The following is a 26,755-nucleotide window of genomic DNA, read 5'->3' as shown; positions in this document are numbered from 1 at the left end:
ACTTAATAAATCAGGTAAAATATTAGTAATAAATTATTTTTAAATTAATTTAGCAGAAACAATCAAACAATACAATGTCTGTAACTAAAGAAATAAAGAGAATCACTACTGAAACTTTACGTAAAATGAAGTTTGAGGGTGAAAAAATATCAATGTTAACTGCTTACGATTTTACGATTGCTACATTAGTTGATAAAGCGGGTACAGAGGTAATTTTAGTTGGTGATTCGGCTGCAAATGTAATGGCTGGACACGAAACTACTTTACCCATCACATTAGACCAAATGATTTATCATGCACAATGTGTGGTTCGTGGTGCAAAACGTGCTTTAGTTGTAGTTGATTTACCATTCGGTACATACCAATCAGACCCACAACGTGCCTTAGATTCTGCAATTAGAATTATGAAAGAATCTGGTGCACACGCGATCAAGTTAGAAGGTGGTGAAGAGGTTACTGAATCTATCCGTCGTATTGTTAATGCTGGTATTCCTGTCATGGGACACTTAGGATTAACACCGCAATCAATTTACCAATTTGGTTCTTATAAAGTTCGTGCAAAAGATGATGCTGAAGCTGAACAACTATTAAACGATGCTAAATTATTAGAAGAATTAGGTTGCTTCTCTTTAGTAATGGAAAAGATTCCTGCTAATTTAGCCTCTAAAGTAACTGAATCAATTTCAATTCCAACAATTGGTATTGGTGCAGGAAATGGATGTGATGGACAAGTTCTAGTTGTACACGATATGCTAGGATTAAACAATGAATTCAAACCAAAATTTGTTCGAAAATATTTAAACTTAGAAGATCAAGTTGTTGAAGCAATTGGAAAGTATGTAGCAGATGTAAAATCAACAGATTTCCCAAATTCAAACGAACAATACTAAAAGATAAGTTTTTGAAATTTGAGTTTTAGAGATTATTCCTAATAAACTTCTTATTTTTGTAGAAGTTTTTAAATGAGTAATTTCTAAAACTCATTTTTATTTCACAGAACTTATTTAATGAATAATCCAGAAATCTTATTCGAAGATAATCATCTTCTTATCATAAATAAAAGAGCCGGTGAACTTGCCCAAGGCGACGAAACAGGTGACATTCCTTTAATCGACAGTTTGAAGGACTATATAAAAAAACGCGACAATAAACCTGGAAATGTATTTTTAGGTTTGGTTCATCGGTTAGATCGTCCAACTTCTGGAGTATTAATTTTCGCAAAAACTTCGAAAGCTTTAACTCGAATGAATGAGATGTTTCAGAAAAGAAACATTGACAAAATTTATCGTACAATTGTTCAAAATAAACCACCTCAAAATTTTGAGCGATTAGAACATTATTTACGTAAAAATCCAAAAAATAATAAAACAACTGTTTATAACAAACCAACTGGAGATGCTAAAAAAGCCATTTTAGAATATACTTATTTAGGCGCTTTAGATAGTTTCCATTGTGTTGAAGTAAAATTATTTACAGGACGTTCGCATCAAATTCGTGCCCAATTGTCGGCAGTTGGTTGTCCAATTAAAGGCGATTTAAAATATGGTGCAAAACGTTCTAATCCTGACGGAAGTATTTCGTTACATGCGCATCGTATAACTTTTGAACATCCTGTTAAAAAAGAGGAAATGACGATTATTGCTCCGGTTCCTAAAGATAAAATTTGGCAAGCAACAAATAAATTTAATGCGTAATTTCACAATATTATCTCTTAACAGATGAACAATATACTCTATTTTATAATTTATCAATTTTCACGTTTACCACTCAGTGTACTTTACGTGTTTTCTGATATTTTATTCTTTTTATTACATACCGTAATTGGTTATAGACGCAAAGTGATTATAACCAATCTTAAAAATTCTTTTCCAGATAAATCAGACTCAGAAATCAAAAAAATTTATAAAGATTTTTATCGAAATTTTTCAGACTTTCTAGTTGAAACTTTAAAATCTATGTCTATTACTCAGGAAGAATATGACAAACGTATTTCATATACAAACGTAGAAGTTTTCCAAGAAGTAAAAGCTGAAAATAAAGATTGTCTATTGATGACCGGTCATATGTTTAATTGGGAATTTTTATCTGGAACTGCAAAACATATGGACTATGAACATGATGTTGCTGTTTATCATAAAATCAAAAACCCTTTTTGGAATGATAAAATTAATCTAACTCGAGAAAGATTAGGTACAAAAGCTGTAGATATGAAGGACATCATGCGCTACATGATGCGTACACCAAGTGATGGTACAAACGCTTATTTATTTATTGCCGACCAAAGTCCAAAAAAACAAGCCATACATTATTGGTTAACTTTCTTGAATCAGGAAACTCCAGTTTTCAATGCTTTTGATAAAATCGCGACACGAAAAGATATGGGTGTGATTTTTTGCAACATGCAGCGAATACGTCGTGGATATTATCACATTTCTTATGAAAGAATAGTACCTAAAAATGGTATAAAATTCGAAGAAAACGAAATTGTACATACATTTTTCCAAAAGTTAGAGGATGCAATTATTGCACAACCTGATAATTGGCTTTGGAGCCATAAACGTTGGAAATATAAAAAAGAAAATTTTCAATGAAACTTGCAATAGCGATATTAAATTGGAATGGAAAAAACTTATTAAAAGAATTTTTACCATCCGTTATTCAGCACACTAAAAACGCCGATATATATGTTATTGATAATGCATCTACAGATGATTCAATAGCCTATTTAGAAGCTGATTATCCTTCAGTAAAAATAATTAAAAACCAAGGCAATTTTGGTTTCGCCAAAGGTTATAACGAAGGTTTGAAACACATTGATGCTGATATTTTTTGTTTATTAAATTCAGATGTTGAAGTTACAGCAAATTGGACTGAACCTATTATGGAATTATTCCAAAAAGATAATTCGATCGCAGCTGTGCAACCAAAAATTTTAGATTACAAAAATAAAACTCACTTCGAATACGCTGGTGCTGGTGGTGGTTTTATGGATAAATTTGGATATCCATTTTGTCGTGGGCGTGTATTTTGGACTTTAGAAGAAGATAAAGGGCAATACAATGACACGATTGAATGTTTTTGGGCTACTGGTGCAAGTTTATTTATTCGAAAAGAAGATTTTTTCCGTCAAAAAGGGTTCGATGAAGATTTCTTTGCACACATGGAAGAAATTGATTTGTGTTGGCGATTGAAGAATGAAAATCGTAAAATTTATTACTGTGGTTCTTCAACCGTTTATCATTTAGGTGGTGGAACTTTACAAAAAAACAACCCAAGAAAAACATATTTAAATTTCAGAAATAGTTTGAATATGTATCTAAAAAATCTTCCGAAAGATCAATTATTTCCAATTATCTTTTCGAGATTAACATTAGACGGAATCTCAGCGATTGTATTTATGTTTTATGAAGGTTTTGGCCATTTATGGGCGATTTTTATGTCGCACATGCATTTTTACAGAGATTTCTCTAAAATGTATAAAAAACGTGGACCTCATCAAATTAGAAATTATGGAACAAAGGAATTAATCCCATTTCAGTATTTTATAAAAAAGAGACAATATTTTAAAGACTTAAAATAATTCTAAAACTTCGATTAAACTAATCGGAGTTTTTTTTGTCTTATAGTTATAAAATCATAATTATTAAAATGAAAAAATTACTTATTATAACTACTGTTGCTCTTTCAGCATTTTCTTACGCTCAAACTGAAAAGTTCGAAGTTACTTATTCTTCAAAATTAATCCTTCCAGAAGATTTTACATTTCAACCTCCAGGTGGTGGAAGCGGCAGACAAATGCCTAAAGAAATGCAAGAACAAATGATGAAGAGAATTCAAGAACCTCAGGAGAGTACTCTTACAATTTTTGGAGATCAATCAACTTACAAGGCTATTGAAAAAATTAGTAACGATCAACAAAGCGGTCCTGGTGGTCGTGGTGGAATGAGAATGATGCGTTTTGGTGGTGGTGATAATATTTATAAAGATATTTCGATTAAAACTTATATGAAAGAAGTAAATATGTTCTCTAAATCATATACAGTTAAAGATGAATTGCCAAACTACGATTGGAAAATGACGCGTGAAACAAGAACAATTTTAGGTAATGAAGCTCGTAAAGCTACTGCCGAAAAAGACGGACAAACTATTGTAGCTTGGTATACAACAAAAATTCCGGCTAAAACTGGTCCTGAAAATTATTGGGGTTTACCTGGATTAATTCTTGAAGTTTCAACTGAAATTGAACAAGGTCCAATCAAAGGAAGAAAAGTAATTACTATCACAGATATTAAAACTGTGAACGACACAAAAAATTTAGAAGCTCCAAAAGCAAAATCTACAATTACAGAAGCAGATTTAAAAAAATTACAAGACGAACAACGTCAACGATTCGAGCAAATGCGCGATCAAGGGGTAAATCGTAGAGATTAATTTCAGTTTCATAGTTTATATATTAAAGTTCAATTACTCTAAGTAGTAAATTGGACTTTATTTTGATAGTATCAATTTATTAATTTAAATAAACCAATGAAAGCATTAATTATTGTAGATATCCAGAATGACTTTATTCCTGGAGGATCTTTAGCCGTTCCGGACGGTGATAAAATTATATCTCGCATCAACGAAATTCAAAAAAAATTTGAGATCGTAGTTGCAACTCAAGATTGGCATCCAGCGAATCATAAAAGTTTTGCTTCACAACATGAAGATAAAAATCCATTTGATGTGATTGATTTAAATGGATTACAACAAACACTTTGGCCAGATCACTGCATACAATCAACTAAAGGAGCTGAACTTCATAAAGATTTAAACACAAATAAAATTGAAGCTATTTTCAGAAAAGGTACAAATCCAGAAATAGATTCGTACAGTGGTTTTTTTGATAATGGACATAAAAAAGCTACCGGATTACACGGCTATTTACAAGAACGTAAAGTAACTTCAGTTTTCGTTTGTGGGTTAGCAGCAGATTTTTGTGTGTACTACACTGCTATGGATGCGCTTACTTTGGGTTACGAATCTACTATTTTAGATGAATCTACAAAAGCCATTGATCCCATCCATTTTATAGATCTTAAAGATAACTTCAGAGCCAAAGGCGGAAAAATATCTTCTTACATTTTGTAACGTTTTAATACCAACCACTACTAACCATTTAAAACAACTTTTATTATGAAAAAATTATTATTTTCATTCGCTTTAGGTTTTCTTACAACCAGCTTTTCTTTTGCACAAGAAAATAAAACTCAAAATATTGAAGCAACTTATGTTTGCGAGATGAAATTAGATTTAGACGCAACTCTAAAACAAGTTCCACAAGCATATCGTTCACAAGTAGAAGAAATGTTAAAAGCTGAGATTAACGCTGGGATTTTCATGAACTACTTTTTAAACTCGAATGGTAAACAATCTTCATTTAAACTGGAAGAAAAAATTTCAAATTCGCAATCTGCAGGTGGAATGATAGTTCAACAAATTACTGCAATGGATAAGTTTCCTTACTATAAAGATTTAACTACTACTCCAGCTACTTATTACAAAGAAATAGACATGGGTGTAAAGCAGTATTTAATGAAGGATTCACCAAATTATAACTGGAAAATTACTCGTGAAAAAGCTGAAATTGCAGGTTATAAAGTAACTAAAGCAGAAGGTGTAATGATGGATTCTGTAAAAGTTAACGCATGGTATGCACCAGAAATTGCAATTAAAGATGGTCCACAAAGTATTAGTGGTTTACCAGGTTTAATCATCAAAGCTGAATATGAAGTTAACAATGCTAAAATGATTTTTACTTTAAAAGAATTAAAAATTTCTGACAAAGAATTAAAAGTTTCACTTCCGACAAAAGGAAAAGTTGTTACTGAAAAAGAATTCATGGAAGAAATGAAAAAATTACAAGAACAATACAAAGAAATGATGGGTAGCGGAGTCGACACCCAATAAAATTATACAACCAAAATAAATGAAAAATTTACTCTACTTTTTCTTTTTACAATTTGCGATGGTTACATCTTTCGCTCAAGATTGTAAATTGAAAGGAACAATTTTAGACGAAAATGGAATTCCTGTAACTGATGCATCTGTTTCTGCTTTTGATTCTAATAACGAAGGAAAAGGATTTGTATTCACTAATAATGATGGTGAATTTGAATTTACACTTCCTTGTAATCAAGCGTACGAAATTGAAATTGAACAACCAGGTTTTGAAACTTTAGTGAAGAAAATTGAACTAAATGGAAATAAAACCGAAAAGATTAAATTAATCAAAGGTGGTGAAACAATTTCTTTACAAGAAACAATTGTAAAAGCTCAACAAGCAATTAAAATTAAAGGTGATACGATTGAATATGACGCAGATTCTTTCAAAGTTGGTAACGAAGAAGTTTTAGAAGATATCTTAAAAAAACTTCCAGGTATCGAAGTTGAAAATGGAAAAGTGTATCACAAAGGAAAAGAAATTAATACCATTACTGTTGGTGGACGCGAAGTTCTTGGTGGTAACACAAAACTTTTAAATAAAAATTTACCTTCTGATGCTGTTTCTAAAATTCAGTTAAATACTAAATTCAAATCTAATCCATTTGCTTCTTCATTACAAGAAGACGAACAAGCTTCGTTAAATATCGAGTTGAAAGAAGACATGAAAAGTTTAGTTTTTGGTAATGCTACCTTGGGTGGTGATGCTGACAAACATGCCGATGCACAGTTAAAAATGTTTTATTTTTCTGAAAAAATGGATGCTACGGTAATCAACGATTTCAATACCTATGGTAAAGAAGTTTTTGATCGTGAAGATTATTTTAGTTTCTTCGGTGGATTCTCAGAATTTAGCGCTGAAGGTAGTATCTATTCTTTACGTGGAGGAAATTCTGCATTAAATTTTGGATCTAATACGAATGCTGCCGAAATGAACACATACAATGGTGCAGCTCACTTTGGATACGAACCTAAGAAAAGTTTAAAAATCTCTGGATTTGGATTGGTTAATACAAATAATATCAGATACAATTCTATCGTAGAACGTAAATATAATGATGGATTTACTGAAGAAGATCGTTCAGAAAATAAAAATAATTTATTATCTGCAATGGGACGTTTACGTATTGATTGGAACCCAAATGATAAAGGTGAAGTTAAATACCGATTAAACTTAAATTATACGGGTAATGATGACGAACAAGGTGTAGATCGTTACAGAAACGGTGAATTTACAGGTTTCAACAAAAATCTTACAGATCGCAAAAATTATAGTTTTAGTCAAACGTTATCTTATATCCGTAAAGTTGGTCGTGATCATAATATTGGTTTCTATTTACGTCACCAATACCAAAAGGAAACGCCTGATTTATTTATGGATTCTGAAGAAAAAATATTCAATATTTTTGAATCTACAGCATCTAATTCTGGTCGTTATTTAATTAACCAAAACCAGAAATATGTAACAAATACATTTCAAATATATTCAGTTTACAACCATCTAATCAATAACTCAACTAACTTAAAGTTGAAAATTGGTACAAACTTTTCTATGCAAGATTTAGACAATAAAATCTATGATTTAGGAAATTTAGTAACACAAAGTATCAATGGACGTTCAATGATTTCTGATACTGAATTTGATTACAATGAAACGTTTGCTGATGCTACAATTACGAAGAAAATCGGGAAATTTCAAGCTGATTTAGGAGCTGGAGTTTCTAACTTTAATGAAAAGGCAAATTTTGTAGATGGTAAAAGTATCAAGTTTAACGAAACGAAAATTTTACCTCACGCAAACTTAAAATATAGCTTTAATAACGCTACAAGTTTATTTGCTAATTACAGCCAAAATTATAGTTTTCCACATGCAAAAGATCTAACTGAATCTTATTCTTTACAAAACTATCGTTCTGTATTTATCGGAAATCAAAATTTAAGACAAGCTTTAACGCATAATTCATCTTTAAATTTCCATCACTTTAATTCGTTTAATTTCTTTAACGTTTTTGCTGGTCTTACTTACACAAAACGTGACAGAAGTATACAAACTGCTTCTCGCATGGACAAAGTGTTTTTAGATGAAAATAATCCTGATGCATTTTCTATTATTCAAGAAAATACATTGATCAATTCAGATTACGAAGAAGAAAGCTATGGTGCAAATTTCAATCTTGGTAAACGTTTCAAAAAATGGTACCAAGCACGTTTAAACGGAAATTTATCTTGGTCTAATTCGTACACATATACAAAAGGTATAAATGATGCTGATTATGTAGATGTAAACAATAAAAGTTTTAACCAAAACTATACATTGACTAATACATTTACAATTAAAAAGAAATTAGAATTAAAAGCTGGATTAAATGCTTCTTTCTCTAAATTCGAATCGAGAATTGAACAAGAGTTTGCAAACTGGAGACCTTTCGGAGATATTGCTTGGAATGTAACGGATAAACTTTTATTACAATCTGATTTCTCTTACAGAATTCAGAACCGTGACGGAGTTCGCATTAACGAAGCAAAAGAATTAAACGCTTCATTACGTTACAATGCCTTTAAAAAGACTTACATCACATTTGTAGCTGGAAACATATTAGGAAATAATGTTATTGTTAATAACTCATTTAACGATAACTTTATTCAAACAACTACAACAGATGTTTTAGGACGTTATTTCTTAGTAAATTTGAGATATAAATTCTAATACCATACATAATAATCAAAAAGAGGCTTTATAGCCTCTTTTTTTATTCCTATCTTTATGAAAAATAGTTCTATCCATGAAAATCACTTCTTTTAAATTCGCCATAATCTTATTTACAGTCATATTATTTAAACGCATATTATTTCCTGAATGGGAATTTAAAAAAGTTGATTTTAATTCGACAGAATTGTTACTAATGGTTCTTAGTTTAGGATTTTCTTTTTATTATTGGATAAAACTTGGAAGTAAAAATACAATAGTTAAAAAAATTACAGCACTATTTACTCTAGCGATTTGTTCCTTATTCATCTATCAAAAATTGCCAACCGAAAACAATACGATTAAAAGAATTGAATTGAGTGATAATGAAGAAATCTTAATAAATCAATTAGATCCTTCTGTTTGTATTGGAGATTTAGAATTTTGTACCGATTCAATAAAAATAACTAGATACAACATCTTTCAAAGAAAAGAGATTTTATAACTTTTAAACATAAAAAAACCACTCGAAAGAGTGGTTTTTATTTTTATGCTATTTAATATTATTTTCTTTCACCCATTTGCGATACTTATCCGCATTTACTTTATGCTCTTCAAAAGTTTTTGCAAAACTGTGGTAGCCTGGTCGATCCGGATCTGCTGCGAAATAAATGTAATCGTGATCTGCAGGATTTAAAACTGCATCAATCATTGGAACATTTGGCAAACAAATTGGCGCTGGCGGTAAACCTTTATTTCGATACGTGTTGTATGCATTATGAGACCACGTTAATTTCTTGTAAACGCGTTGAACTTTTTGATCAAATCCATTTTCTAATTTATGTGCATAAATCGATGTTGGATCAGCCTCTAAGCGCATATCAATAGCTAATCGATTTAAGTACGCTTTTGCAACTGCTTTTTGATCTTCTTCATGATCCGATGACTCTAACTGTACAATAGAAGCTAATGTAGTAACTTCAAGTGGCGTCATATTCATCGCTTTTGCTTTTGCTAAACGTTCTTCATTCCAAACAATATTATATTGCTTTTCCATACGTTCAACAAACTTTTCAGGCGTTATCGACCAATACACAAAATACGTTTCAGGAATAAAAAACTGTTTTACAGTTTCAGCATTTAACGCTGTATCTTTTTCTATAGACCATTCAGCAATATAATTTGCCAATTCTGTCGAATCAATATCTACTTGACGAGACACAGAACCTATCATGTGATACAAAGTAGGTTCATTTTTAATACGAAGCTTTACTTCTTCTTGCTCACCACCTTGTAAACGATCGATAATAGAACTACTGCTATCATCTGCTAAGATTTTATATTTCCCAGGTTTAATAGTCGCTGGATAATCGGCAGATTCTGCAAATTTTTTAAATTCCTCAACGTTTTTTAAATATGGTTTTATCGAGTCTAAAACTTGATTAAAATCTGCACCACGAGGAATATAAATTGCTCCTTCTTTCGTCGTATTTCCTTTAAAACCATTTATAAAATCACAACTCGTCAATGTAAAAACTGACATAATTGCTAATAAAATTAACTTTTTTGTCATTGTTAAATTTCAATTTCTCCTTCGAAAACTCTTTTTGCAGGTCCATTTAACCATACGTTCTCAAAGGTATTATTTTTTTCGTCAAAATTTACAGATAATTTTCCGCCCAATGCTTCCACATGAATGTCGTTTTCTTTTACAAATCCTCTTATGTAAGAAGCGATTGCAGCTGCTGTAATTCCGGTACCACATGCCAAAGTTTCATCTTCAACTCCACGTTCATACGTTCTAATTTTTAAAGTTTGATTGGGTAAAACTTCAACAAAATTTACATTAGAACCTGATTCATAATATGGAGCTCCGTTTCGGATTTGTTTTCCTCTATTGTAAACATCAACATTTTTTACACTATCAACAAATTCAACATGATGTGGAGAACCTGTATTCATGAATAAATATTTGTCATGATCTTCTACTTCTTTAATATCGATCATTTGTAATCTTATCGTTTCGCCATCAACAACTGCGTGATGTAAACCATCGATTGCATTAAAAGTCATATTCTCGTCTGTAACTTCTAAATCATGCGCAAAACGAACAATACAACGTCCTCCGTTCCCACACATTGTACTTTCGTTACCATCAGAATTAAAATATACCATTCTGAAATCAGTTTCTGCGTCATTTTCTAACAAAATCAATCCATCACCACCAATTCCAAAATTGCGATCACAAATGTGTTCAATTATATCTTTATTAACAGGAAAATTGCCCTCTCTATTATCGATCATCACAAAATCATTCCCAGCACCTTGATATTTATAGAATTTAATTTTCACTTCTTTTAATAATTTTTACAAAATAAATAAATTTTCTTCACTCTTAAGTATTATTTAATAAAATTGACAAATTTGTTAAATATGAGTTAAACAGATTGCAAATGTTAAAGTTTTGGTCTTAAATTTGAAATAAGCAAAACAATAAAACTAAACTCAATTAATTTAATTTTTATCAAAATGAAAAAATATACAAACTACATGTTAGTAGGACTTATGAGTTCTATGACTACTTTAGGAGGATTCTATTTATTACAAGATAAAATCGAAAATCCTTTAGTAACAAATTCAAATCTACAAAATGGAGATTTTGAATTTGTTGATTACAAAGGTAACTATAATTATAATGCTCCAAGTTTTGTAGATGCTGCAAATAAAACCGTAAACACAGTTGTTGCCATTAATAATTACCAGCCACAATCGCAAAGACAACAAAGAGGAATGGATCCATTTGATTTCTTCTTTGGATTTCCTGAACAAAGACAACAAGGACGTAGCCAAGCGGATGAAAATCAACCTGCAGGTTCTGGATCTGGTGTAATTATCTCGGCTGATGGTTATATTGTGACAAATAACCACGTGATTAAGGGTGCGAATAAAATTGAAGTTAAATTAAATAATCAAAAAACATATACAGCAGATTTAATCGGTTCGGATCCAAGTACTGATATTGCTCTGTTAAAAATTGAAGACAAAGGTTTACCATTTATCAAATTTGTAGATTCGGATGTGATTAATGTTGGTGATTGGGTGTTAGCTGTTGGTAATCCATTTGGTTTAAATTCTACTGTAACAGCGGGTATTATTTCTGCAAAAGGTAGAAGTATTAATTTATTAAGACAAAACTCTGATTCTCCAATCGAATCATTTATTCAAACAGATGCTGCAATTAATCCAGGTAACTCTGGTGGAGCTTTAGTAAACGCGAACGGAGATTTAATCGGTATCAATACTGCGATTTCTTCGCCAACAGGTTCTTATGCGGGTTACGGTTTTGCTGTTCCAGCTAATTTAGTTAAGAAAGTTGTAGAGGATATTAAAAAATACGGTTTAGTACAAAGAGGATATTTAGGTATTCAAGGTTTTGATTTATCTGATGACCAAGCCGTAAAAGCATATAACGCACAAGAAAAGAAAAATATCAAAACTGGTAAAGGTGTAATGGTTACAAATGTAACTAACAACGGTTCTGCGATTGATGCAGGTATCAAGAATGGAGATATTATTACACAAATTGATGGTAAAAATATTAATTCATTCTCTAACTTATCATTCCAAATTGGTAGCAAACGTCCTGGTGATAAAGTAACTGTTACTGTTTTAAGAGATGGTAAAGAGCGTGAGTTTACGTTAACTTTAAAAGATGCAAAAGGAAATGCTTCGACTAGAAGCAAAGCAGATTTAACACCTGCTGAGGTTTTAGGAGCTACTTTTGAGCCGTTGACTGAAAGACAAAAAGATAACTTTGGTATTAATTATGGTGTTATGGTTAAAGATATTGAACCAAACGGAAAATTAGCTGGTGCTGGAGTTCAGAAAGAATTCATTATCTTATCAGTAAATGATAAAGAAGTTTCTTCTCAACAAGACATTGAGAAAATCTTGAAAAACCATAAAGGTCGTGTAAGTATTAAATTCGCTGATTTCTACGGTAGAATTTATACTAAAGGTTTCCAAATGGATTAATAATTTCGAATTTCATTTAGATATTTATACAGGAAAAATCGGGCAATTGACTAAAAGCAATTGCCCGATTTTTTATTTCTCAAATTTCGATTATTCAACTTTATATTCTTTAACTGATAAATTGTAATTTTACAAAATGAAAAGATTATTTGCATTATTATTTCTTCTAACTTCTTTTGTTGTGAACGCACAAAAGAAAACAACATCGTATTTTGTATTAAATGCTGGATACGAATATTGGAATGGAAACTATGGTCGATTGGGAACAGACTTATATTTGGTCCAAGAAAACGACAATATATTTACAATTAATGCAAATGTTAATTTAGGGTATATGCAAGATCAGTTTCGTGCAATTCCTGAAGTAGGGTTTGGATATCTTTTTAATTTCAAGAATAATCCAGGCGATCCATATTCAAGTAATATTAATTCTGCATTTTACTCAGCTAGAGTTGACTTTTCCCCGTGGACAATTACACCAAAAGTTGGTTTTGCAGTATTGAGTTTATTAGAATTTAATGCAGGTTATGCTTTTGAATTTAGAGAATACGAAGATTTTAAAAACATGAATGGGTTTAGAGCTGGATTAACAATTCACCTACCTACTCAATTGTTTTAGTTTGCTTTTTATTCGCTTTACGAAGCATTTTTAGATAAGAATATAATTCTGAAGTAGAAGCATTTTCTTCAATCGAATTAACAACTGAAATACCCTTTTCTACATAGAAATACATTGCACGATCTTGGTCAACAATTTTAAAAGAATTCGTAATTCCGTTAATTTTATTTTCAACCCAAGAAATTTTGCATTCGTTTAATTGAAATACATGAGATTCATTTCCTAATACATCTTCAAAATGTATTTCATTCTGATCAATATATAATACACCACTTCCTTGAAAAGTTTTCATTTTCAAGAATCTTCCTTGTGGTCTACCAATATTGTATCTAACTACCCATTTATCAGTTATATTTTTAGGTAAAGATTTTAAAATTTCTAACGTACTTTTCTCTCTCACTTTTGCATCAGAAACTGAAACGAAAAAGAAAATTGCGCAAAAAATAATAAATCCTAAAATAATTATAAGTAATGAAATAAATGATCCCATAGTTTGAATTATAGCTTTTGTTTTCTAAAGGTATAAAAAAACCTTTGACCGAAATCAAAGGTTTTATATATTATATTGAAAAATTTTTAAACTGGTGTGTTGATATCGAAAGCTTCTAAATATTCTGCTACTCTCTTCACAAACATACCTCCTAATGCACCATCAACTACACGATGATCGTATGCGTGAGATAAATACATTTTATGACGAATTCCAATTACATCTCCTATTGGTGTTTCAATAACAGCTGGTTTTTTTACAATAGCACCTACTGCTAAAATCGCAACTTGAGGTTGTGGAATAATTGGCGTTCCTAACACATTTCCAAAAGTACCAATATTTGTTATGGTGTAAGTTCCACCTTGTATATCTGTAGGTTTTAATTTATTTCCTCTAGATCTAACTGCTAAATCATTCACTTGTTTAGCTAAACCAGCTAAATTGTATTGATCTGCATTTTTGATAACAGGAACAATTAAATTTCCTGAAGGTAATGCAGCAGCCATACCTATATTGATATTCTTTTTCTTAATGATTTTATCTCCATCAACAGAAACATTAATCATCGGGAAATCTTGAATAGCACGTGTAACTGCATCGATGAAAATTGGCATAAAAGTAATTTTTTCACCATGCTTCTTTTCAAATTCTTTTTTATTCTTCTCTCTCCATAATACAACATTTGTCATATCAACTTCAACAAAAGATGTTACGTGAGGAGCTGTTTGTTTTGCAGAAACCATATTTTGCGCAATAATTTTACGCATTCTATCCATTTCTATAATTTCGTCCTCTCCATCAACAAAAGCAACTGGTTGCTGTATTGGTGCAGCAGCAATTGGCGTTGGTTGTTTAACTGTTTCAACAACTTGCTTTGTAGTAGGATTAGCACGATTAGATAAATACTTTTTAATATCTTCTTTTGTAACTCGACCTGAGGCTCCTGTTCCAGAAATTGTATCTAACTCTGAGTCAGAAATACCTTCTTCTTTTGCTATAGAACGAACTAATGGAGAATAGAATTTTTCTGATTTAAAATCATCATTTATTTGTGGTAATGCAGATTTAATTTCCTGTTGGATTGTTTGTGCTGCTTCTACAACCTCTTTCGGAGCTTCAGCAACTACATCTGTAGCTTTTGGTTCTACTTCTTCAGATCCTATTCCTTCAACTGTTAAAATAGCAATTGGTTCACCAACTTTAGCAATTCCGTCAACTGGAACTAAAATTTCTTTTAAAATTCCTGCTACCGGAGATGGAACATCAGAATCTACTTTATCCGTTGCAATTTCTACAACAGATTCGTCTTCAGAGATTGAATCACCAATATTCTTAATCCAATTTGTAACAGTAGCTTCCATTACACCTTCACCCATAGAAGGTAAAATTAATTTATAGTCAGACATTATATAATGTATTTAGCTTGTTATACAAATCTAATGAATTTTTTAAACCAATTCAAAAAAGCATAAAATTAATGTTAATAAAAATTTTACTAATTTGATAAATTTAATAGTGATATTTTATCTTTTTAATAAATAAGACAGTACATGATTCTAACTTATTAAGAATATCGCAATAAAAAAGCCGTTGGATATAAATCCAACGGCTTATCTTATTAAAGCTTTAAATTAATTAAGCTTCGTAGTTTGCTGTTCCGTTTTGTTGAGGTTGTTTAATCTCACCAAAGTTTTTTTCGAAAGTAGCTACATTTTCAGCTAATGAAGAAGCTAATTGTTTAGCTTGTAAAGGAGATAAAATGATACGAGATTTTACGCTTGGTCTAGCACCTGGCATAAATTGTACGAAATCTACAACGAACTCAGATGCTGAGTGGTTGATGATTGCTCCTGTTGCATAAACTCCTTGAGCTACTAATTCGTTTAACTCAATGTTTAATCCTTCGTTTTGTTGATTTTCTGACATTATAATTCTTGTTTTGCGTTTATTAATTCTTCGTATTCTCGGTTGGATCCTACGATGATGTCTTGATATTCTTTAAGACCAGTTCCAGCAGGAATTAAGTGACCAACAATTACATTTTCTTTCAATCCATTTAAGCTATCAACTTTACCAGCAACTGCAGCTTCATTTAAAACTTTAGTTGTTTCCTGGAACGATGCCGCTGACATGAATGATTTTGTTTGTAACGATGCTCTTGTAATACCTTGTAAAACTGCCTGCGCTGTAGCTGGCATAGCTTCACGTGCTGTTACTAAGTTTTTATCTTCACGTTTTAATTTAGAGTTTTCATCACGTAACTCACGTGCTGTGATGATTTGACCTGCATGTAATTCTGTAGAATCACCTGCATCTTCAACAACCTTCATACCGAATAAACGATCATTTTCAATCATGAAGTCATCTTTATGCTCTAAACTATCTTCTAAGAAACGAGAATCTCCTGAGTCAACAATTCTAACCTTACGTAACATTTGACGTACGATGATTTCGAAGTGTTTATCGTCGATTTTTACCCCTTGTAAACGGTAAACATCTTGGATTTCATTTACTAAGTATTCTTGAACTGCTGTAGGCCCTTTAATTCTTAAAATATCCTCTGGAGTAATTGCTCCATCAGATAATGGTTCACCCGCACGGATAAAGTCATTTTCTTGAACTAAGATTTGAGCAGATAATTTTACTAAGTAACGACGAATTTCTCCGTTTTTAGATTCTACAATAATCTCACGGTTACCACGCTTAATTTTACCAAAAGTTACCACACCATCCATCTCACAAACTACTGATGGGTTAGATGGATTACGAGCTTCTAATAACTCTGTAATACGAGGTAAACCTCCTGTAATATCCCCTGTTTTAGCAGATTTACGAGGGATCTTAACTAATACTTTACCAGCTTTAATTTTGTCACCGTCATTAACCATTAAGTGGGCTCCAACTGGTAAGTTGTAAGTTTTTTCCTCTCCATCTGACGTGATAACACGTAACGCAGGAACTAATTTTTTATTACGTGATTCAGAAATTACTTTTTCTTGGAAACCTGTTTGCTCATCGATTTCAATTTGGAATGTAATACCTTGCTCTAATTGTTCGTATTCAATACGTCCAGTAGATTCAGCAACGATTACCCCATTATATGAATCCCAGCTACCGATTTCTTGACCTTTAGTAACTTTACTTCCGTTTTCTACTAATAAGATTGTACCATAAGCAATATTAGTTGTTTGACGAACATTTCCTGCTGCATCAATTAACTTCATCTCTGTAGAACGAGAAACTACAATATCAACGATATTTCCATCCTCAGTTTCAGATTTAACTGTACGTAAATCATCAAATTCTACTGTACCATCTACTTTAGCATTTAAAGTATTTTGCTCAGAAACGTTTCCGGCAGTACCCCCAACGTGGAAAGTACGTAACGTTAACTGTGTACCTGGCTCACCAATAGACTGTGCTGCAACAACACCAACAGACTCACCTCGTTGAACTAATTTACCAGTAGCTAAGTTACGTCCGTAACATTTAGCACAAATACCAGTTTTAGCCTCACAAGTTAATGGAGAACGAACTTCAACTACTTCAATTCCTGCTGCTTCAATCGCATCAGCAATTTCTTCCGTAATTAATTGTCCACCATCAGCAATTAATTCACCATTTTCTGGGTTAAATACTTCTTGTAAAGATGTACGACCTAAGATACGATCAGAAATTCTTTCAACGATTTCTTCTTTTTTCTTAAGTGCTGTAACTTCTAATCCTCTTAAAGTACCACAGTCTTCAGACATTACGATAACGTCTTGTGCAACGTCAACTAAACGACGAGTTAAATACCCGGCATCGGCAGTTTTTAAGGCAGTATCGGCAAGACCTTTACGCGCCCCGTGCGAAGAAATAAAGTACTCTAAAATTGATAAACCTTCACGGAAGTTAGAGATAATTGGATTTTCAATGATGTCCCCTCCTGATGAACCAGCTTTTTGAGGTTTCGCCATTAATCCACGCATACCTGATAACTGACGAATTTGCTCTTTAGATCCACGTGCTCCAGAATCAAGCATCATGAATACAGAGTTAAATCCTTGTTGGTCTTCAGTCATACGCTTCATTACAATTTCAGTTAAAGTTGCGTTTGTTGTTGTCCAAACGTCAATAACTTGATTGTAACGCTCATTATTTGTAATAAGACCCATGTTATAGTTCATCTTGATGTTTTCTACTTGAGAAATTGCACCAGAGATAAGGTCTTTCTTTTGTTCTGGAATTAAGATATCACCTAAAGAGAATGATAAACCACCTTCAAAGGCATTACGGTATCCTAGACCTTTCATATCGTCTAAGAACGCAGCTGTTGTAGGGAAATCAGTAATCTTGATGATTTTATTAATAATAGTACGTAACGATTTTTTCGTTAATACCTCATTAATATATCCTACCTGTTTTGGTACGATTTGGTTAAATAAAACACGTCCAACAGAAGTTTCGATAATTTTAGAAACTAACTCTTCTCCTTCACGAACGATTGTTTTAACTTTAATCGGTGCATTTAAGTCAATTGCTTTTTCGTTGTAAGCAATTTGAACTTCCTCATCAGAATAGAATGTTAATCCTTCACCTTTAACTTTTACTTCCTCTGTAGAATAACGGATTTTAGTCATGTAATATAGACCAAGAACCATATCCTGAGAAGGTACAGTAATAGGAGAACCATTAGCAGGATTTAAGATGTTTTGAGAAGCTAACATTAATAATTGCGCTTCTAAAACAGCCTCAGGTCCTAATGGTAAGTGAACGGCCATCTGGTCACCATCGAAATCGGCATTGAAGGCAGTACACACTAATGGATGTAAACGAATCGCTTTACCTTCGATTAATTTCGGTTGGAATGCTTGGATACCTAAACGGTGTAACGTAGGGGCACGGTTTAATAAAACTGGGTGACCTTTAATTACATTTTCTAAAATATCCCAAACAACTGGCTCTTTTCTATCGATAATTTTCTTAGCAGACTTAACTGTTTTAACAATTCCACGCTCGATTAATTTACGAACAACGAATGGTTTGTATAATTCAGCTGCCATATCTTTAGGTAACCCACACTCGTGTAATTTTAAAGTCGGTCCAACAACAATTACAGAACGAGCAGAATAATCTACACGTTTCCCTAATAAGTTTTGACGGAAACGACCTTGTTTACCTTTTAATGAATCAGATAATGATTTTAACGGACGGTTACCATCAGCTTTAACAGCAGATGCTTTACGTGTGTTATCGAATAATGAATCAACTGCCTCTTGTAACATACGTTTTTCATTACGTAAGATTACTTCTGGCGCTTTGATCTCCATTAATCGTTTTAAACGATTGTTACGGATAATTACACGACGGTATAAATCATTTAAATCTGACGTTGCAAAACGACCACCATCTAATGGAACTAATGGGCGTAATTCTGGTGGAATAACCGGAATAACACGCATTACCATCCACTCTGGACGATTTACGTGGTGCATATTTGATTCACGTAACGACTCAACAACTTGTAAACGTTTTAACGCTTCAGTACGACGTTGTTTAGAAGTTTCGTGATGTGCTTTGTGTCTTAATTCGTAAGATAAAGAATCTAAATCTACGCGAGATAATAAATCCTCAAGAGCTTCAGCTCCCATTTTCGCTACAAACTTATTAGGATCTGAATCTTCTAAATATTGATTCTCGATTGGAAGAGTTTCTAAGATGTCTAAGTACTCTTCTTCAGATAAGAAATCTAATTTATTTAATTCTTCACCTTCTGGTCCTTTTGCGATACCTGGTTGGATAACTACATATCTTTCATAGTAAATTACCATATCTAATTTCTTAGATGGTAATCCTAGGATGTAACCAATTTTATTAGGAAGTGAACGGAAATACCAAATGTGTGCAATTGGAACAACTAAGTTAATGTGTCCAATACGCTCACGACGAACTTTCTTTTCTGTAACTTCAACCCCACAACGGTCACAAACAATACCTTTATAACGGATTCTTTTATATTTTCCGCAGGCACATTCGTAATCCTTTACAGGTCCAAAGATACGCTCACAGAATAAACCGTCACGCTCTGGTTTGTGCGTTCTATAGTTAATCGTTTCAGGTTTTAAAACTTCACCTTTAGATTCTTGAAGAATCGATTCTGGAGAAGCTAACCCAATACGAATTTTTGAGAATTGACTTGTTTTGTTTTTTGTTGACATATAGAAATGTATCTAACAATTATATTATAGTAACGAAAATGGAGAATAATAGGTTACCCTATTATTCTTCCAAGTTTATGTCTAATCCAAGACCTTGTAACTCATGTAACAATACGTTAAATGATTCTGGAATACCAGGTTCTGGCATTGGTTCTCCTTTTACGATTGCTTCGTAAGTTTTAGCACGTCCGATAACATCATCCGATTTTACCGTTAAGATTTCACGTAAGATATTAGCAGCACCGAATGCTTCTAATGCCCAAACCTCCATCTCTCCGAAACGTTGACCTCCGAATTGTGCTTTACCTCCTAATGGTTGCTGAGTAATTAAAGAGTATGGTCCGATAGAACGCGCGTGCATTTTATCATCTACCATGTGTCCTAATTTCAGCATATAAATTACACCAACTGTTGCTTTCTGAGCGAATCGCTCACCTGTATTACCGTCGTATAAGTACGTTGTACCAAAACGTGGTAATCCAGCTTCTTCAGTTAATTCATCGATTTGTTCTGCAGTTGCACCATCGAAGATAGGTGTAGCGAACTTACGACCTAATTTCATACCAGCCCATCCTAATACCGTTTCATAAATCTGACCGATATTCATACGAGAAGGTACCCCTAATGGGTTAAGTACAATGTTTACTGGTGTTCCGTCTTCTAAGAAAGGCATATCTTCATCACGAACGATACGAGCAACAATACCTTTGTTACCGTGACGTCCGGCCATTTTATCCCCTACTTTTAATTTACGTTTCTTAGCGATGTAAATTTTCGCTAACTTAACAATTCCTGCTGGTAACTCATCACCAACTGAAATTGTGAAACGCTCACGGTTTAATGCACCTTGTAAGTCGTTGTATTTAATTTTATAGTTGTGTAATAACTCTTTTACTAATTCATTCTTATCTTCATCAGTCGTCCACATAGTTTCAGCACCTGATAAGTTTAAGAATTCATCAACACTAGATAAGATTTTTTGAGTGTATTTAACTCCTTTCTTGATAACTTCTTCATTCAAGTCGTTGTATACACCTTGAGATGTTTTACCGTTTAATAAAACGTAAAGTTTTTCTAGTAAAATCTCTTTTAATTCATTGAATTTAACATCGTATTCAGCTTCGATGCTATCAATAATTGCTTTATCTTGAGAGCGTTTACGCTTATCTTTAATACTACGAGAGAATAATTTCTTATCGATAACAACACCACGTAATGATGGAGATGCTTTTAATGAAGCGTCTTTTACATCACCTGCTTTGTCACCAAAGATCGCACGTAATAATTTTTCTTCTGGAGTTGGATCTGATTCACCTTTTGGAGTAATCTTACCAATTAAGATATCACCAGGTTTAACTTCAGCACCGATACGGATCATACCGTTTTCGTCTAAGTCTTTAGTAGCCTCTTCAGAAACGTTAGGAATATCAGAAGTTAATTCTTCCATACCTAATTTAGTATCACGTACATCTAATGAATATTCATCGATGTGGATAGAAGTAAACCAGTCCTCACGAACAGCTTTTTCAGAGATTACAATGGCATCCTCGAAGTTGTACCCTTGCCAAGGCATGAAGGCAACAACCATGTTACGACCAATTGCTAATTCTCCATTTTCAGTAGCATAACCTTCAGATAATACTTGACCTTTTTCTACTCTATCTCCAACTTTTACAATTGGTTTTAATGTGATAGTAGTACCTTGATTCGTTTTACGGAATTTAGTTAAATGGTAAGTTTTTTCTGCAACGTCAAAACTAACTAACTCTTCGTCTTCAGAACGATCGTATTTTACAACAATTTTGTTTGCATCAACGTAAGTTACAATTCCTTCACGTTCAGCATTGTTTAAGATACGAGAATCTTTAGCTACTTGTTTCTCTAAACCTGTACCAACAATAGGCGCTTGAGGTTGTAATAATGGAACAGCCTGACGCATCATGTTAGATCCCATTAACGCACGGTTGGCATCATCGTGCTCTAAGAATGGAATTAAAGATGCAGAAATAGAAGCGATCTGGTTTGGAGCAACGTCCATTAAATCTACTTCTGATGGCTCTACAACTGGGTAATCACTGTCTTCACGAGCAGTAACACGTTCAGTTAAGATTTGTCCGTTATCAGCGATATCAACGTTTGCTTGAGCAATTACTTTTTCTTCTTCCTCTTCAGCAGATAAATAGATTGGTTCTGATTCTAAATCAACAACACCATTTTCTACTTTGTGGTAAGGAGTTTCAATGAAACCTAAGTTATTTACTTTAGCAAATACACATAAAGATGAAATTAAACCAATGTTTGGTCCCTCTGGAGTTTCGATTGGACATAAACGACCATAGTGTGTATGGTGAACGTCACGTACCTCGAATCCAGCTCTCTCACGAGATAAACCTCCTGGTCCTAATGCCGATAAACGACGTTTGTGAGTAATCTCTGATAATGGATTTGTTTGGTCCATGAACTGAGATAACTGATTCGTACCAAAGAAAGAGTTAATAACAGATGATAATGTTTTCGCATTGATCAAGTCAATTGGCGTAAACACTTCATTGTCACGAACATTCATTCTTTCGCGGATAGTTCTAGCCATACGAGCTAAACCTACACCAAATTGAGAAGCCATTTGCTCACCAACTGTACGAACACGACGGTTTGATAAGTGGTCGATATCATCAACCTCTGCTTTAGAGTTGATTAATTCAATCAAATATTTAATGATAGAGATAATATCCTCTTTCGTTAATACTTGAATTTCTTCCGAAATATTTAAACCTAATTTTTTATTTAATCGGTAACGACCTACTTCACCTAATGAGTAACGTTGATCAGAGAAGAATAATTTTTCAATGATTCCACGTGCTGTCTCCTCATCTGGTGGCTCAGCGTTACGTAATTGTCTATAGATATACTCTACTGCCTCTTTTTCAGTATTAGTAGGGTCTTTTTGTAAAGTATTGTGGATAATGCTGTAATCAGCAGAATTAATATCCTCTTTGTGTAATAAGATTGTTTTAACCCCTGAATCAACGATTTGATCAATGTGATCTTTTTCGATGATAGTTTCACGATCTAAAATAATCTCATTACGCTCAATAGATACTACTTCACCAGTATCTTCATCTACGAAATCTTCATGCCATGTGTTTAATACACGAGCAGCTAACTTACGTCCAATCGCTTTCTTTAAGTTTGCTTTATTAACTTTAACTTCTTCAGCTAAGTCGAAAATCTCTAAGATGTCTTTATCTCTTTCGTAACCGATTGCACGTAATAACGTCGTAAGAGGTAATTTTTTCTTACGATCGATGTATGCATACATTACGCTGTTGATGTCTGTAGCAAATTCAATCCATGATCCTTTGAATGGGATGATACGAGAAGAATATAACTTCGTACCATTAGCATGAAAAGATTGACCGAAGAAAACACCTGGAGAACGGTGTAATTGCGAAACGATTACACGTTCTGCACCGTTGATGATAAACGATCCTGAAGGAGACATGTAAGGAATAGTTCCTAAGTATACGTCTTGTACTACAGTTTCGAAATCTTCGTGCTCATCATCTGTACAGTAAAGTTTTAGACGAGCTTTTAACGGCACGCTGTAAGTTAATCCTCTTTCAATACACTCATCAATAGTGTAACGAGGTGGATCTACGAAGTAGTCCAAAAATTCTAAAACAAACTGATTGCGAGTATCCGTAATTGGGAAATTCTCAGCAAATGTTCTATAAAGACCCTCGTTTCCACGTTGGTCAGGTCTTGTTTCCAACTGGAAAAAATCTTCGAAAGATTTAATCTGTATGTCAAGGAAATCAGGGAACTGAGCTACTGCTTTTGCAGATGAAAAACTCAATCTTTGCTTTTTCTCAGTCGAGTTGTTTGTTGTTGCTTTAGTGGCCAATTTCGAATGAATTTTGGTTTATATAATGACTTTATGCGTAAAAAGGTTAAGACCTTTCACTAGCTGTGAAGGCCCTAACCTATATCTTGTTTGAAGTAAAATTACTTTAATTCAACTACTGCACCAGCTTCTTCAAGCTGTTTCTTTAAAGCTTCAGCTTCATCTTTAGAAACTGCTTCTTTAACTACTGCTGGAGTAGAATCAACTAAATCTTTAGCTTCTTTTAATCCTTTACCAGTTAATTCTTTAACTAATTTAACAACTCCTAATTTAGAAGCTCCTGCCTCTTTTAAGATTACGTCAAATTCTGATTGCTCCTCTGCAGCTTCACCTCCAGCAGCAGCAACAACAACTGCAGCAGCAGCTGGTTCGATTCCGTACTCGTCTTTTAAGATTGTAGATAATTCGTTAACTTCTAAAACTGTTAAGTTTACTAACTCTTCAGCTAATTTTTTTAAATCTGCCATTTTGTTTTTTTTTACTTTATTATAATATATGAGTGCGTCTTATTCAGCTGTAGCTTCTTCAGTAGCTTCAGCAGTTGATGCATTTTCTTTGTTCTCTAATTGAGAAACAACTGTCTTGATTGGAGACTGAAGTAACATGATGATATCTGCGATTAATTCTTCACGAGATTTCAATGCTACTAATTGAGGTAATTTATCATCACCTACATATACATTATCTTCAATCCATGCACCTTTTAATAATGGTTTTTCAGCTTTTTTTCTGAAAGTATCGATTACTTTAGCAGGAGCGTTTCCTACTTCAGCAGTCATTAATGCAGTGTTACCTTTTAAAGATCCATAAAGTTCTTCGAAGTTTTTGTCTTCGATGTTCTCCATAGCTTTCTTTAATAAAGTGTTTTTTACAACGCGTAAAGAAACATTGCTTTTAAAGCAAGCTCTTCTTAATTCAGTAGAATTAACAGCGTTTAAACCTTCGATATCTGCTAAATAAATGATTTTAGAAGAATTTAATACACCTTGTAATTCTTCAATCATTGATGCTTTATCTTGTTTTGTCATTGCCATAGTCTACTAATTTTAAGCGTTTACACTTTTTGGATCAACTGGAACACCTACTGATTGAGTTGTAGAAAGCGTAATGCTTTTTACGTAAGTACCTTTTGCAGCAGTTGGTTTTAATTTAATTAAAGTTTGAACTAATTCGTTCGCATTTTCTTTAATTTTATCAGCATCGAAAGATACTTTACCAATACCTGCGTGGATAATTCCGTAACGGTCTACTTTGAAATCAATCTTACCTGCTTTTACTTCAGCGACAGCTTTACCTACTTCTAAAGTAACGGTACCTGATTTTGGGTTTGGCATTAAACCACGAGGTCCTAAAACACGTCCTAATGGTCCTAATTTACCCATAACAGCTGGCATTGTAACGATAACGTCAACATCTGTCCAACCTTCTTTAATTTTTTGTAAATATTCGTCTAATCCAACATAATCAGCACCTGCAGCTTTAGCTTCTGCTTCTTTATCTGGAGTAACTAATGCTAAAACTTTAACATCTTTACCAGTTCCGTGAGGTAATGAAACTACACCACGAACCATTTGGTTTGCTTTCTTAGGATCTACTCCTAAACGAACAGCGATATCTACTGATGCATCAAACTTTGCGTAGTTAACTTCTTTTACTAATGAAGATGCATCTTCAATTGAGTATAATTTGTTTTTTTCTACTTTAGCTTGTGCTTCCTTTTGTCTTCTTGTCAACTTTGCCATGTCTAAATGTTTTTAATTATTCTGGAGCTTGACCACCTTTTACAGTTATACCCATAGAACGTGCAGTTCCAGCAATCATTTTCATTGCAGACTCAACAGTAAAACAGTTCATATCTGCTAACTTGTCCTCAGCAATAGTTTTTACTTGATCCCAAGTAACAGTACCAACTTTTTGACGGTTTGGAACACCAGAAGCTTTCTTTAAATTCGCAGCATCCATTAACTGCACTGCAGCTGGAGGAGTTTTAATTACGAAATCAAATGATTTATCTTGATACACAGTAATAACAACAGGTAAAACTGCTCCTTGTTTGTCTTGTGTACGTCCGTTAAATTGTTTACAAAACTCCATAATGTTAACACCAGCAGCACCTAATGCAGGACCTACTGGAGGTGAAGGATTTGCTTGTCCTCCTTTAACTTGAAGTTTTACAACTTTTTCAATTTTTTTTGCCATTTTTTTTATCTTAAAATTAAGCGTTATGTGGAAGCAGCCTAAATTTATTCTACTTTAAATTTGTTGATTGATTAAACAATCTTCTCAACTTGGTTGAAGTTTAACTCTAAAGGTGTTTTTCGTCCGAAGATTAAAACCATAACCTCTAATTTGCGTTTATCTTCAATAATTTTCTCAACAGTTCCGTTGAATCCATTGAAAGCACCATCAATTACCTTAACGGTTTCACCAATGATATACTGTGCCATGTAAGAGTTATCCACGTTTACAGCTAATTCATCAGCAATACCTAACATACGGTTCACCTCTGATTGTCTCATTGGAACAGGATCACCACCTTTAGTTGCACTTAAGAAACTAATAACACCTGCTATGTTTTTAATCACGTGAGGCACCTCTCCTTGAAGAGCTGCTTCTATCATTACATAACCAGGAAAGTGTACTTTCTCCTTTTGATATTTTTTACCGTTTCTAGTTTGAATCACTTTTTCCATAGGAACTACAATTTGTCCTATATAATCATTCAAATTTTGGTATTGAATTTCTCTTTCAATATAATCTTTAACCTTAAGCTCTTGACCAGCTACAGTTTTGATTACATACCATTTTTTATCACTCATGATTCTTCTATTACTGAACG

Annotated in this window: 23 protein-coding genes; 11 read left to right on the top strand and 12 right to left on the bottom strand. The window is 33.1% G+C overall.

Features of this window, described 5'->3' with window-relative positions:
* Positions 1-74: 74 nt before the first annotated feature.
* The 9 genes from panB (at position 75) to J9309_RS06855 (ending at position 9,173) form a co-directional block, all read left to right on the top strand.
* Positions 75-890 (top strand): 3-methyl-2-oxobutanoate hydroxymethyltransferase, encoded by an 816-nt coding sequence (panB, locus tag J9309_RS06895; RefSeq protein WP_230475174.1) that lies wholly within the window; start codon positions 75-77, stop codon positions 888-890.
* Positions 891-1,007: 117 nt separating this feature from the next.
* The gene (locus J9309_RS06890) at positions 1,008-1,694 is read left to right on the top strand and encodes an RluA family pseudouridine synthase (protein ID WP_230475173.1); all 687 of its coding nucleotides are present in this window, start codon (positions 1,008-1,010) and stop codon (positions 1,692-1,694) included.
* A gap of 24 nt (positions 1,695-1,718) precedes the next feature.
* Positions 1,719-2,591, top strand: coding sequence for a lysophospholipid acyltransferase family protein (locus J9309_RS06885; protein WP_230475172.1), 873 nt, complete (start codon positions 1,719-1,721; stop codon positions 2,589-2,591).
* A complete protein-coding gene (locus J9309_RS06880) occupies positions 2,588-3,580 on the top strand; it encodes a glycosyltransferase family 2 protein (RefSeq protein WP_230475171.1) in 993 nt (330 codons plus the stop codon). The genes J9309_RS06885 and J9309_RS06880 overlap by 4 nt, the downstream gene beginning before the upstream one ends.
* A gap of 68 nt (positions 3,581-3,648) precedes the next feature.
* Positions 3,649-4,431, top strand: a complete 783-nt coding sequence (locus J9309_RS06875) for a GLPGLI family protein (protein WP_230475170.1) — start codon at positions 3,649-3,651, stop codon at positions 4,429-4,431.
* Positions 4,432-4,527: 96 nt separating this feature from the next.
* On the top strand, positions 4,528-5,130 hold the full coding sequence (gene pncA, locus J9309_RS06870) for a bifunctional nicotinamidase/pyrazinamidase (protein WP_230475169.1): 603 nt from the start codon (positions 4,528-4,530) through the stop codon (positions 5,128-5,130).
* Between the two features lie 45 nt (positions 5,131-5,175).
* On the top strand, positions 5,176-5,949 hold the full coding sequence (locus J9309_RS06865; RefSeq protein WP_230475168.1) for a GLPGLI family protein: 774 nt from the start codon (positions 5,176-5,178) through the stop codon (positions 5,947-5,949).
* Positions 5,950-5,968: 19 nt separating this feature from the next.
* Complete coding sequence (locus J9309_RS06860; protein WP_230475167.1) at positions 5,969-8,689, top strand: TonB-dependent receptor; 2,721 nt, start codon at positions 5,969-5,971, stop codon at positions 8,687-8,689.
* 76 nt (positions 8,690-8,765) lie between these two features.
* A complete protein-coding gene (locus J9309_RS06855) occupies positions 8,766-9,173 on the top strand; it encodes a hypothetical protein (protein WP_230475166.1) in 408 nt (135 codons plus the stop codon).
* 48 nt (positions 9,174-9,221) lie between these two features.
* Here J9309_RS06855 and mltG read toward each other — a convergent pair whose 3' ends face one another.
* The gene (mltG, locus tag J9309_RS06850; RefSeq protein ID WP_230475165.1) at positions 9,222-10,241 is read right to left on the bottom strand and encodes an endolytic transglycosylase MltG; all 1,020 of its coding nucleotides are present in this window, start codon (positions 10,239-10,241) and stop codon (positions 9,222-9,224) included.
* A gap of 2 nt (positions 10,242-10,243) precedes the next feature.
* The gene (dapF, locus tag J9309_RS06845) at positions 10,244-11,020 is read right to left on the bottom strand and encodes a diaminopimelate epimerase (protein WP_230475164.1); all 777 of its coding nucleotides are present in this window, start codon (positions 11,018-11,020) and stop codon (positions 10,244-10,246) included.
* Between the two features lie 177 nt (positions 11,021-11,197).
* Between dapF and J9309_RS06840 the strand changes: the two genes are divergently transcribed.
* Both J9309_RS06840 and J9309_RS06835 read left to right on the top strand, forming a co-directional pair.
* Positions 11,198-12,703 carry a Do family serine endopeptidase gene (locus J9309_RS06840; RefSeq protein ID WP_230475163.1) on the top strand — a complete coding sequence of 502 codons (1,506 nt, stop codon included), beginning with the start codon at positions 11,198-11,200 and terminating at the stop codon, positions 12,701-12,703.
* Positions 12,704-12,839: 136 nt separating this feature from the next.
* Entirely contained in the window at positions 12,840-13,322 is a 483-nt protein-coding gene (locus tag J9309_RS06835) for a hypothetical protein (protein ID WP_230475162.1), read from the top strand.
* Here J9309_RS06835 and J9309_RS06830 read toward each other — a convergent pair.
* From J9309_RS06830 to nusG, 10 genes are all read right to left on the bottom strand, one after another.
* On the bottom strand, positions 13,306-13,812 hold the full coding sequence (locus J9309_RS06830) for a hypothetical protein (protein ID WP_230475161.1): 507 nt from the start codon (positions 13,810-13,812) through the stop codon (positions 13,306-13,308). The genes J9309_RS06835 and J9309_RS06830 overlap by 17 nt on opposite strands.
* Positions 13,813-13,898: 86 nt before the next feature.
* Entirely contained in the window at positions 13,899-15,218 is a 1,320-nt protein-coding gene (locus tag J9309_RS06825) for a dihydrolipoamide acetyltransferase family protein (protein WP_230475160.1), read from the bottom strand.
* A gap of 229 nt (positions 15,219-15,447) precedes the next feature.
* Positions 15,448-15,738, bottom strand: a complete 291-nt coding sequence (locus J9309_RS06820; protein ID WP_230475159.1) for a DUF3467 domain-containing protein — start codon at positions 15,736-15,738, stop codon at positions 15,448-15,450.
* Positions 15,738-20,012 carry a DNA-directed RNA polymerase subunit beta' gene (rpoC, locus tag J9309_RS06815; RefSeq protein WP_230475158.1) on the bottom strand — a complete coding sequence of 1,425 codons (4,275 nt, stop codon included), beginning with the start codon at positions 20,010-20,012 and terminating at the stop codon, positions 15,738-15,740. The genes J9309_RS06820 and rpoC overlap by 1 nt, the downstream gene beginning before the upstream one ends.
* A gap of 61 nt (positions 20,013-20,073) precedes the next feature.
* Positions 20,074-23,916, bottom strand: a complete 3,843-nt coding sequence (gene rpoB / locus J9309_RS06810) for a DNA-directed RNA polymerase subunit beta (RefSeq protein WP_230477829.1) — start codon at positions 23,914-23,916, stop codon at positions 20,074-20,076.
* 101 nt (positions 23,917-24,017) lie between these two features.
* Positions 24,018-24,383, bottom strand: coding sequence for a 50S ribosomal protein L7/L12 (rplL, locus tag J9309_RS06805; RefSeq protein WP_230477828.1), 366 nt, complete (start codon positions 24,381-24,383; stop codon positions 24,018-24,020).
* Positions 24,384-24,422: 39 nt separating this feature from the next.
* Entirely contained in the window at positions 24,423-24,950 is a 528-nt protein-coding gene (gene rplJ / locus J9309_RS06800; protein WP_230477827.1) for a 50S ribosomal protein L10, read from the bottom strand.
* A 12-nt stretch (positions 24,951-24,962) separates the two neighbouring features.
* Complete coding sequence (gene rplA / locus J9309_RS06795; RefSeq protein ID WP_230477826.1) at positions 24,963-25,658, bottom strand: 50S ribosomal protein L1; 696 nt, start codon at positions 25,656-25,658, stop codon at positions 24,963-24,965.
* Between the two features lie 16 nt (positions 25,659-25,674).
* Entirely contained in the window at positions 25,675-26,115 is a 441-nt protein-coding gene (gene rplK, locus J9309_RS06790; protein WP_230477825.1) for a 50S ribosomal protein L11, read from the bottom strand.
* 71 nt (positions 26,116-26,186) lie between these two features.
* Positions 26,187-26,735: a transcription termination/antitermination protein NusG gene (nusG, locus tag J9309_RS06785; RefSeq protein WP_230477824.1), complete on the bottom strand. Its 549-nt coding sequence runs from the start codon at positions 26,733-26,735 to the stop codon at positions 26,187-26,189.
* Between the last annotated feature and the right edge of the window lie 20 nt (positions 26,736-26,755).

Source organism: Faecalibacter bovis (assembly GCF_017948305.1).
GTDB lineage: Bacteria > Bacteroidota > Bacteroidia > Flavobacteriales > Weeksellaceae > Empedobacter > Empedobacter bovis.
Note: the sequence above shows the minus strand (reverse complement) of the source record. Positions and strands in the feature narration are given on the sequence as shown.